Source organism: Actinoplanes sp. NPDC026623 (genome assembly GCF_040638275.1).
Classification (GTDB): domain Bacteria; phylum Actinomycetota; class Actinomycetes; order Mycobacteriales; family Micromonosporaceae; genus Actinoplanes.
Genome location: NZ_JBEZXZ010000271.1, coordinates 1 through 8,627, shown reverse-complemented (window position 1 = coordinate 8,627; position 8,627 = coordinate 1). Strand labels below are relative to the sequence as shown.

General features: G+C 72.8%; 10 protein-coding genes. 6 read left to right on the top strand and 4 right to left on the bottom strand.

All coding sequences use genetic code 11. The features are described from left to right. Positions 1 to 56: 56 nt before the first annotated feature. From AB0F10_RS41520 to AB0F10_RS41510, 3 genes are all read right to left on the bottom strand, one after another. The gene (locus AB0F10_RS41520; RefSeq protein ID WP_360638867.1) at positions 57 to 629 is read right to left on the bottom strand and encodes a DUF6642 family protein; all 573 of its coding nucleotides are present in this window, start codon (positions 627 to 629) and stop codon (positions 57 to 59) included. 119 nt (positions 630 to 748) lie between these two features. Beyond that, positions 749 to 1,384, bottom strand: a complete 636-nt coding sequence (locus tag AB0F10_RS41515; RefSeq protein ID WP_360638865.1) for a hypothetical protein — start codon at positions 1,382 to 1,384, stop codon at positions 749 to 751. A 150-nt stretch (positions 1,385 to 1,534) separates the two neighbouring features. Continuing rightward, entirely contained in the window at positions 1,535 to 2,419 is an 885-nt protein-coding gene (locus AB0F10_RS41510) for a diiron oxygenase (protein ID WP_360638863.1), read from the bottom strand. Between the two features lie 51 nt (positions 2,420 to 2,470). Here AB0F10_RS41510 and AB0F10_RS41505 point away from each other — a divergent pair, with 51 nt between their 5' ends. Further along, a complete protein-coding gene (locus AB0F10_RS41505) occupies positions 2,471 to 3,124 on the top strand; it encodes a TetR family transcriptional regulator (protein ID WP_360638860.1) in 654 nt (217 codons plus the stop codon). Further along, complete coding sequence (locus tag AB0F10_RS41500; protein WP_360638857.1) at positions 3,121 to 3,417, top strand: DUF4873 domain-containing protein; 297 nt, start codon at positions 3,121 to 3,123, stop codon at positions 3,415 to 3,417. Before AB0F10_RS41505 ends, AB0F10_RS41500 begins: the two co-directional genes overlap by 4 nt. Here the strand turns inward: AB0F10_RS41500 and AB0F10_RS41495 are convergent. Further along, positions 3,371 to 4,387 (bottom strand): AraC family transcriptional regulator, encoded by a 1,017-nt coding sequence (locus AB0F10_RS41495; protein ID WP_360638854.1) that lies wholly within the window; start codon positions 4,385 to 4,387, stop codon positions 3,371 to 3,373. The genes AB0F10_RS41500 and AB0F10_RS41495 overlap by 47 nt on opposite strands. Positions 4,388 to 4,476: 89 nt before the next feature. Between AB0F10_RS41495 and AB0F10_RS41490 the strand changes: the two genes are divergently transcribed. From AB0F10_RS41490 to AB0F10_RS41475, 4 genes are all read left to right on the top strand, one after another. After that, entirely contained in the window at positions 4,477 to 5,928 is a 1,452-nt protein-coding gene (locus AB0F10_RS41490) for an NAD(P)/FAD-dependent oxidoreductase (protein ID WP_360638851.1), read from the top strand. 5 nt (positions 5,929 to 5,933) lie between these two features. Continuing rightward, positions 5,934 to 6,791 (top strand): SDR family NAD(P)-dependent oxidoreductase, encoded by an 858-nt coding sequence (locus AB0F10_RS41485; RefSeq protein WP_360638873.1) that lies wholly within the window; start codon positions 5,934 to 5,936, stop codon positions 6,789 to 6,791. Beyond that, positions 6,788 to 7,636, top strand: coding sequence for an alpha/beta fold hydrolase (locus tag AB0F10_RS41480; protein ID WP_360638848.1), 849 nt, complete (start codon positions 6,788 to 6,790; stop codon positions 7,634 to 7,636). Before AB0F10_RS41485 ends, AB0F10_RS41480 begins: the two co-directional genes overlap by 4 nt. An 82-nt stretch (positions 7,637 to 7,718) precedes the next feature. Continuing rightward, on the top strand, positions 7,719 to 8,627 hold a 909-nt coding region (locus AB0F10_RS41475), incomplete at its 3' end, for a trypsin-like serine protease (RefSeq protein ID WP_360638846.1).

Below are 8,627 nucleotides of genomic sequence, written 5' to 3'. Positions count from 1 at the left end.
CTGGCGCCACAGGCGGTAGCGGCCACCGGCGGCTCCGCGGCACCGCCGCGGAGCCGTCACCGTCCGTTCGCGTACACCGCGCGGAAGCCGAGGTGGTCCGAGAGGGCCGTCCAGCGCGACGAGCGCATCAGCCGCTCCGCGCTGTCGATCTTTCCGCCGTTGACCAGGGCGTTCAGCACCACCGTCTCGAACGCCGCCGACTCCACCCAGTCGATCGACTTGGTGAAGCCGCACAGCATCGCGGCCTTGGTCTCGTGCAGGAAGTCCTGCAGCACCCGGTCCGACGCGCGCAGCACCGAGCAGCTGCCGAAGTACAGCGTCCGGCCGCCGCACCGGCCCGACATCCAGGCCGCGACCTCGTCGAGCTCGACCGTCTGCTTGCTGGTCAGGCAGAGCTGGGTCGGCTGGCCGTGCAGGGCGAAGAAGCCGACCTTGAAGTCCGCGTACTTGCGCGACAGCCAGCTGTCCAGGTAGTAGTGCAGCTCCTCGGTGGTCGCCGTGTCCCGGTGGATGAAACGGATGCTGCCGAGGCGTTCGAGCAGCTCGAGGGTGGGCAGCACGGAGCCGCGACTGGTCAGGTCGTCCTCCCACTGGCCTTCGACGCAGAACACTCCCCCCGTCTTGGCCACTGGCCCTCCCCTTCGCTCGGCACGAGAGGACGACGCTAGCCGACCTGCTCAGATCGAGTGGGACCACCTGACCTAAGGCACATAAGCCTCATATTGCGGCTATCCCGGCACTGGGTGGGTCAGTCGTCGTCCGCGGCGGCGGCGCGGCGGCGCTCGGCGAGTTGCCATTCGAGCAGGTAGCGGCGCACCTGCTGGGCCTGCGCCTCGGCCAGCGTGTAGAGGATGACCACCTCGGCGTCGACGCCGGCGGCCTTGTCCGACTCGCGGGTGAGCAGCACCGTGCCGCTCACCTCGAAGGTGTCCTCGCCCAGCGTGACCCGCGCGTGCACCGGGTCGCCCTCGATGAACTGCAGGTCGGTGACGTAGCAGCGGAGGGCGGCCTCGCTGACGTCCTCGACGGTCGCGGCGTGCCAGGACTTGGCGTCGTGGTGTCGAAGCTGTGCCACCTCGCCGCCGCCGCCGCGGAAGAAGGTGCGGCGGGTCACCGGCACCGGCTCGCCCACGACGCGCAGCCGCCAGCGCGACTGCGACGAGGCGACCATCTCCGCGCTCACCCGGTAGCGGTGCGGCGGACGGTTCCACGAAATGTTGATCACCGCGTCGTCCGCGGGGACGCCGATCTCCAGCTCGGGTGGCGGCGCGGGGATGACCATGAGGCCGTCCTCGTACTCCTCGACCTTGGATTCCCACTCGATGCCCTGGGTCTCCGGGTTGATCACGGTCGCCACCGTGAGCTGGTCTTTGTCTCGTGGCACCACACACCTCGCAGGTCGACGGCCGATTCGCGGCCGTGCCGATCGAAGGGCCGTCCGCGAGGGCAACATCGTCAAGGCGGTGCGGTTCACCAGGGGTTTCGGTCGTCCGCGGGTGCGACTTACGCCACAATTCGCGGCGGGGCGGCCCGGTCACAGCAGCAGGGAGCGGCGCCACAGGCTCAGGCCGGGGCCGCCGATCAGGTCCAGCTCGCGCAGGTAGGCGACGACCCTCTCGCCGGCCCAGCGCATCGTCTCGCGGTGATGCGGGTTGGCCAGCGCGGCCCGGCGGCCGGCCCGCGGGTCGATGCCGACCGAGCGGTAGACCTCCGGGTTCACGATGCGGCGTCCGGTCAGGTACGCGGCCCGCGCGATGATCAGCCGGTCGAACGCGAGCCGGCGGGTGCCGGCGGCGCGCACCTGGCGGGCGAGTTCCTCGCGGGCGTAGCGGACGTGCCGGGCCTCCTCGATGACGTGGATCCGCGACACCATCCGGACCAGCGGCTGGACCGTCTCGTCGGTGGACGCCTCGCGCTGCAGGGCGTCCAGGATCTCCTCGGCGATCAGGATGGCCGCGTACATCCGGGGGCCGGTGGCGGTCGCCGCGATCCATCTGCCCAGGGCGTCGTCGAAGGCGCCGACCCGGTAGACCGGGCAGTCCAGCTTGTCGATCATCCGGCCGAACATCACCGAGTGGCGGCACTCGTCGGCGATCTCGGTCAGGGCGTACTGGGCGTGTGCGGAGGTCGGGTCCGCGCGGTAGTACTCGCGGATCAGCAACTGCATCAGGATCGTCTCGAACCAGACGCCGAGCGAGGCGATGCTGGCGACCTCGTGGCGGGTCAGCGTGATCCGCTGCTCCTCGCTGAGCGTGGCCCACAGGTCGGTGCCGTAGAGGGTCGAGCGGTGCTGCGGCGTGAACCAGCGGCCCGCGACCAGCGGCGCCTCCCAGTCGATCTCGACGTCCGGGTCGTACGAGTGCTCGGCCGACGAACGCAGCAGCCGGGTCGCGGTCTGTGCCCGGTCGGGAACGGCCATGAGGCTCTCCAAGAGTTGACGTTACCGGGGGTAACAGCTACTTCTTGTACTATGAACTCCGTCGATAAAGGCGTCAACCGTCCCGACGGGCGCAGCCGCCGCTGGGCCGAGCATCGCGAGCGGCGCCGCCGCGAGTTGGTCGAGGCCGTGATCGAGGCGATCCGCGTGCTCGGGCCGGAGCCCGGCATCGACGCGGTCGCCGCGCACGCCGGGGTGAGCAAGCCCGTGCTGTACCGCTACTTCAGCGACCGGTCGGGGCTCTGGCTGGCCGTCGGTCGCCAGGCGGCCCGGTCGGTGGTCGAGGCCATCGAGCCGGCCGTCGCCGCCGTACGCGAGGAGCGCGACGTCGTGGCCGCGGCGATCGACGCGTACCTGGCGTTCATCGAGGCCGACCCGCACGTGTACCGGTTCGTGGTGCACCAGCGCGGCATCGCCCGCGACGCCGACGTGGTCGCCGACGCGATGGGCACCGTGGCCAGCGGGCTCGCCCGGATCCTCGGCGACCGGCTGCGCGCGCTGGGCCTGGACGCGGGGCCGGCGCTGCCGTGGGCGTTCGGGCTGGTCGGCTACGTGCAATCCGCCGGCGACTGGTGGCTGCGCGAGCAGCAGCCGATCAGCCGCACGGCCCTGGCCGACTACCTGACCTCCTTTCTGTGGGACGGCATCGCGGGAATCCGGCGGGCGGCAGCGGTGGACGGACGATGAGCGACGGCGAGGACTACCGGGGCGAGGCCGTGATCGAGGCCGGCGGGATCGCCGTCACCGCGCAGGTGCGGCTGTCCGTGCGGTTCGAGCCGGTCGAGGGACGCTACCGCTGGGCCGGCCGGGCCGCGCCGGACGAGGCGCTGACGGCCCAGTTGCGGGCCGGGATCCGGGAGGCGACCGTGCGGGTCGGCGACCGCCACGCCCGCGCCCGGCTCGGCGAGCCCGACCCGTGGGGCGGGATCCGCCTCACCGGAACCGGTCGTCCCCCGTGGCCCGAAGCTCCCGAGGGGTGACGCCGAACCAGCGCCGCACCGCCCGGCTCAGCGCCGACTGCTCGGCCAGCGAGATCATCGCGGTGACCTGGGTGAACGGGAGATCCGTCTGGGTGATGAGCCGGGCCGCCGTGGCGCGGCGGACGTCGTCGAGGATCGCCTCGAAGCTGGTCTGCTCGGCGGCGAGCCGGCGCTGCAGCGTACGGGGATGGGTGCGCAGCAGCCGGGCGATCGCGGCCAGGCTGACCGGCGACGAGCCGAGGGCCTGGGTCAGCAACAGGTGCACGCGGCCGGAGACCGCGCGGCCCGGCGCCGGGAAGTGGCTGGTGATGTAGGCCAGCGCGATGTCGCGCAGCACCTGGTTGCCGCCCGGGACCGCGGTGGCGGCCAGTGCCCCGGGCACCCGCAGCACCGCGTCCGCCCGGTTGAAGCGCACGTCCGCGCCGAAGAAGCCGGTGTAGCTGTCGATCGGGGCGAGCGGCGCGTGCGGCAGGTGCACCGACCGCAGCCCGTACGCCCCGCCGTGCAGCAGCACGATGATCCGGTGGAACAGGCCCAGCCCGAGGTCGACGACCTGCGGCGGCAGCGGTTCGCCGGTGCCGCGGTAGAGCAGCCCGACGACGCCGGGCCGCCCGGCCGGGTCGGGGATCTGCGAGACGGTCAGCGCCGGGCTGTGCACGAACAGGAACCGGTTGGCGGTGTCGAGCGCGTCGCCGAACGTCGGCGAGTTCTCGATGGCGAGGGCGAGCGGGCCGAGCACCGTCGCGTTCTGCTGCCCGGCCAGCCGCAGGCCCAGGTCGTGGACGCCGAGGCCGGCGGCCGCCGTCTCGAGGACCCGCCCGGCCGCGGTCGAGCCGATCACCGCGTCGTCGGATTCGAGCGCGGCCGGCGGGATCCGGAACTGGGCGAGCAGGCCCGCGCCGTCGCCGCCGAGCCGGTCGACGAGCTCCGGCAGCCCGCGTAGCGAGGCACCGCGGACCATCGAATCCATGAGGCACGGTATCGGAAGTGTCGTGCAGAGGTAAATGAGTGTCGTGTCAAAGCAAGTTACCGGCCGGTTCGTGCCCGAGACTGTCGGCTATGGCCGAACATTTCGACGTCCTCATCATCGGCGCCGGCCTGTCCGGGATCGGCGCGGCCTGGCGGCTGCGGCGCGAGCGGCCCGGCACCACCTTCGCGATCCTCGAGGGCCGCGACGCGATAGGCGGGACCTGGGACCTGTTCCGCTATCCCGGCGTGCGCTCGGACAGCGACATGTTCACCCTCAGCTACCCGTTCCGGCCCTGGCGGGGCCGCGAGTCGATGGCGCCGGGCGCGAGCATCCGCGAGTACATCCGGGACACCGCCGACGAGGGCGGGATCACCCCGCACATCCGCTTCGGCGCCCGGGTCGAGCAGGCCGACTGGTCCGGCGACCGCTGGACCGTGCGGCTGTCCGGCGGCGCGACCCTCACCTGCGGATTCCTGTACGCGTGCGCCGGATACTACGACTACGCCGAGGGACACCGGCCGGACTTCCCCGGGCTGGCGGACTATGCGGGCCGGTTCGTGCACCCGCAGTCCTGGCCCGAGGACCTCGACTACGCGGGCAAGCGGGTCGTCGTCATCGGCAGCGGCGCGACCGCGGTGACCCTGGTCCCCGCGATGGCCGCGACGGCCGGGCACGTGACGATGCTGCAGCGCTCCCCCTCGTACGTGACCGCGCTGCCCGGACGCGACGTGGTGGCCGACGCGCTGCGCCGCGTGCTGCCCGCCCGGCCGGCGCACAGGCTGACCCGGATCAAGAACATCCTGCTGTCGCAGGGCTTCTACCAGCTCGCCCGGCGCCGCCCCGAGCGCGTCAAGGCGCTGCTGCGCAGCACGGCCCTGCAGCACCTGGCGGATCCGGCGTACCTGGAGGAGCACTTCACCCCGGCGTACCAGCCGTGGGACCAGCGGCTGTGCATCGCGCCGGACGGCGACCTGTTCGAGGCCGTCAGCGCGGGCACGGCGTCGGTCGCCACCGATCACATCGAGCGGTTCGTGCCCGAGGGCATCCTGCTGCGCTCCGGCCGTACCCTCGAGGCGGACGTCGTGGTCGGCGCGACGGGCCTCTCCCTGCTGGCGATCGGCGGGATCGCGCTGAGTGTCGACGGCAACCCGGTGGATCCGGGCGGCACCGTCGCCTACCGCGGGCTGATGCTCAGCGGGGTGCCGAACTTCGCCTACTGCATCGGCTACACCAACGCCTCCTGGACGCTGCGCGCCGACCTGTCGCACCGCTACGTGCTGCGCCTGCTGTCCCACCTGGACCGGCACGGCTACGCCAGCGCCACCCCCCGGGAGACGCCCGGCAACCGGCGGCCGCTGCTCGACCTCACCTCCGGTTACGTGCAGCGGGCCCTGGACAGGTTCCCGCGGCAGGGCGACCGGGACCCCTGGACGGTCCGGCAGAACTACCTGCTGGACGTGCTCACCACCCCGCGCGCCGACGTGCGCCGGGACATGACATTCACGCGCCGCGGCGCACCCGTACTCGAGGAGGTTCGATGACGCGTCTGAGCCCGTACCGTTTCGCCGGCCGCACCGCCGTGGTGACCGGCGCCGCAAGCGGCATCGGCGAGCAGGTGGCCCACGGCCTCGCGGCCCGCGGCAGCGGCCTGGTCCTGCTGGACCGCGACGCGCTGGGCCTCGACGCGGTCGCCGAGCGGATCCGCGCCGCGCACCCCGGCCTGGCGGTCGAGGCCGTGGTCGCGGACCTCGCCGACCGCGCGGCGGTGATCCGCACGGCCGAGGGGATCCGCGAGCGGCACCCGGCGATCGGCCTGCTGGTCAACAACGCGGGCGTGGCGCTCGGCGGCCGCTTCGACCAGGTGAGCCTGGACGAGTTCGAGTGGGTGATGGCGGTGAACTTCACCGCGCCGGTGCTGCTCATCCACCACCTGCTGCCGGCGCTGACCGCCGAGCCCGGCGGCCACCTGGTCAACGTCTCCAGCCTGTACGGGCTCATCGCGCCGCCCGGGCAGTCGGCGTACAGCTCGAGCAAGTTCGCGCTGCGCGGGCTCAGCGAGGTGCTGCGCGGCGAGCTGCTGGAGTCGGGCGTCGGCGTGACGACGGTGCATCCCGGCGGGATCCGTACCCGGATCGCGCAGAGCGCGCGGATCGGCGAGGGCGTGCCGGCCGACCAGGTCGACGCGCAGCAGCGCACGTTCACCGCGCTGCTGACCTATCCGCCGGAGAAGGCCGCCGCCGAGATCCTCGACGGGGTCGAGCGGCGCCGCGGGCGGGTCCTGATCGCCTCGACCGCAAAGATCCCCGACCTGCTGGCCCGGCTGGCGCCCGCCGGGCACATGAGGCTGATCGGCATGCTGACGGCGGCGGCCGGCCGCCGCGCCAGGACGGCGGTGGCTCGATGATCAAGACCCTTGCGGTACGCGGCGCGCGGATCCGGGTCCGCGAGAGCGGTGATCCGGCGCACCCGCCGGTGCTGCTGCTGCACGGCATCGGCCGCAGCCTCGAGGACTGGGACCCGCAGCACGAGCGGATGTCGGACGCGTACCGGGTGATCTCGGTCGACCTGAGCGGCTACGGCATGTCGACGGCGGTGCCGGGCCCGATCAACCTGGCCTCGCTGGCCGGCGGGGTCCTCGCGACCGTCGACGCCCTCGGCGAGGACCGCCCGCTGCACGTGATGGGCAACTCGCTCGGCGGCGCGGTCGCCATGAAACTGCTCGCCACGGCGCCGTCCCGAGTGGCGACATTGACCCTGGTGAACAGCGCCGGTTTCGGTAAGGAGGTGACGCTCGCGCTGCGCATTCTCGCCATTCCCGGGCTCGGAAAACCGTTGCTGCGCCGCATCGACCCGCGGGCTGCCCGGCGGATCGAACGCAACCTGTTCCACGACGGCGCGCACGTCACCGCCGAACGGGTCGACTTCGCGGTACGGGTGGCCGCGCGCCCCGACTACGCGCGGGTCTACCTCGAGACCGCGCGGGAACTGGGCACCTTCCGCGGGGTCCGCGCGCCGTGGCGGGAGACCCTGTTGGCGCAGGTGGCGGCCCATCCCAAGCCGACGCTCATCGTCTGGGGCGACCGCGACCGGATCCTGCCGGCGACCCATCTGCCGGCGGCGACCGCGGCCCTGCCGCACGCGCGCAGTCACCTGTTCCCGGACACCGGCCACATGCCGCAGATCGAGCGGGCGGACGATTTCGCGGACCTGACCCGGCTGTTTCTGACCGCCAATTCCGCGGCGATCTAGCACAGGGTCATCGCGCGATTCCGTAGAGCAATTTGTCCTTGGCGCGGGCAACCTATGATGCGACTCACCCGTACTCATGGACGTGAGGATCGCGCCTTTGCACTCCCGGCTCGCCACGATGTTGCTGCTCCTGCCGACGGCCGTCGGCGGGCTCGCGGCCGGCTCCGGCTCGCCCGCCCGCGCCATCGCCGACGGGCAGGACGTCACCACCGGGAGGTACGCCTTCGCGGTCAAGCTCACGATGACCGGGCTGCCGACGTCCGGCGGCGGACGCCGCAACAGTTCGTGCTCCGGCGCGCTCATCGCGCCCCAGTGGGTGATCACGGCGGGACACTGCTTCAAGACGGCGAAGGGCACCCACGTCTCGCGCCCGGTGGCCCGCCTGACCACCGCGACGGCCGGCCGCACCGACCTCACCGGCAAGGCGGGCCACACGGTCAAGGTGATCGCGGTGCGCCAGTCGCCGACCACCGACGTGGCGCTGGCCAAGCTCGAGACGCCGATCACCGACGTGACGCCGGTCCGGCTCGGCCGCAAGGCCCCCAGGATCGGCATGATCGTGCGGCTGGCCGGCTACGGCCTGATGGTCGACGGCGACGAGTCGACCCTGGCCACCCGGCTGCAGACCGGCCAGTTCGAGGTGGTGTCGCGCACCCGCGGCTACCTCGGCACCACCGGCCGCGCCCCGCAGCCGACCACCAGCCCGTGCTCGCACGACTCCGGCGGCCCGTACTTCACCCAGGCCGGCGACGGCACGGCGGTGCTCGTGTCGGTCGTCAGCCACGGGCCGTCGTGCCCGCACTCGAAGGTCGACCTGAGCGGGCGCATCGACACCATCTACGACTGGATCACCGGCGTCGCCGGCAAGCCGGCGCCGGCCCCGCCCAGCAAGGCGCCGGCGCGCGCCCCGACGAAGCCCGCCCGGTCGCCGGCCGCCCCGGCGCCGGCCGGCCCGGACCAGACGCTCGTCAGCGGGCCGTCGAACCCCGCC

What these genes read in the sequence shown, in the direction of transcription:
- AB0F10_RS41490 (WP_360638851.1), top strand. Translation starts at nt 4,477, where the DNA reads ATGGCCGAACATTTCGACGTCCTCATCATCGGCGCCGGCCTGTCCGGG.
- AB0F10_RS41500 (WP_360638857.1), top strand. Translation starts at nt 3,121, where the DNA reads ATGAGCGACGGCGAGGACTACCGGGGCGAGGCCGTGATCGAGGCCGGC.
- AB0F10_RS41510 (WP_360638863.1), bottom strand. Translation starts at nt 2,419, where the DNA reads ATGGCCGTTCCCGACCGGGCACAGACCGCGACCCGGCTGCTGCGTTCG.
- AB0F10_RS41480 (WP_360638848.1), top strand. Translation starts at nt 6,788, where the DNA reads ATGATCAAGACCCTTGCGGTACGCGGCGCGCGGATCCGGGTCCGCGAG.
- AB0F10_RS41495 (WP_360638854.1), bottom strand. Translation starts at nt 4,387, where the DNA reads ATGGATTCGATGGTCCGCGGTGCCTCGCTACGCGGGCTGCCGGAGCTC.
- AB0F10_RS41505 (WP_360638860.1), top strand. Translation starts at nt 2,471, where the DNA reads ATGAACTCCGTCGATAAAGGCGTCAACCGTCCCGACGGGCGCAGCCGC.